The organism is Mycobacterium sp. E2989 (assembly GCF_001667595.1).
Taxonomy (GTDB): Bacteria; Actinomycetota; Actinomycetes; order Mycobacteriales; family Mycobacteriaceae; genus Mycobacterium.
Genome location: NZ_LZJX01000003.1, coordinates 1 through 616, shown reverse-complemented (window position 1 = coordinate 616; position 616 = coordinate 1). Strand labels below are relative to the sequence as shown.

Sequence of the window (616 nt, the reverse complement as noted above, 5' to 3'; positions counted from 1 at the left end):
GCCCCCACCAATGCCGTCGAGGAGATCCTCGCCGGCATCTACGCCCAAGTCCTCGGCGTCGAGCGCGTCGGCATCGATGACTCTTTCTTTGATTTGGGTGGGGATTCGCTGTCGGCGATGCGGGTGGTCGCGGCCGTCAATAGTGGCCTGGATACCGCGCTTTCGGTGCGTGCGCTGTTCGAGGCCCCCACCGTGGCACAGCTGGCGCCGCGCATCGGCACCTGCGGGGGCGGGCTGGCGCCGCTGACGGCTCGGGAACGGCCGGCGACCGTGCCGTTGTCGTTCGCCCAGAGCCGGTTGTGGTTCATCGACCAGCTGCACGGGCCCTCGCCCGTCTACAACATGGCCGCCGCGCTGCGGCTGAAAGGGCGCCTGGATGTCGCCGCATTGCGCGCCGCGCTGGGTGACGTGGTGGCCCGCCACGAGAGCCTGCGCACGATCTTCGTCGCGCCCGAGGGCACTCCCCAACAGATCGTCCGACCGCCCAGCCAATGCGCCATCACGTGGGACGTGGTGCGGACGGACGGCTGGTCGCCGGGCCGGTTGGCGGAGGCGGTTGAGTCGGCGGCGTGTTATTCGTTTGATTTGGCTGTGGAGATTCCGTTGCGGGCGACGG

At 69.2% G+C, this 616-nt stretch carries 1 protein-coding gene; it reads left to right on the top strand.

Features of this window, described 5'->3' with window-relative positions; all coding sequences use genetic code 11:
* A partial coding sequence (locus tag A5680_RS00885) for a condensation domain-containing protein (protein ID WP_156674971.1) occupies positions 1–616 on the top strand: 616 nt, incomplete at both ends.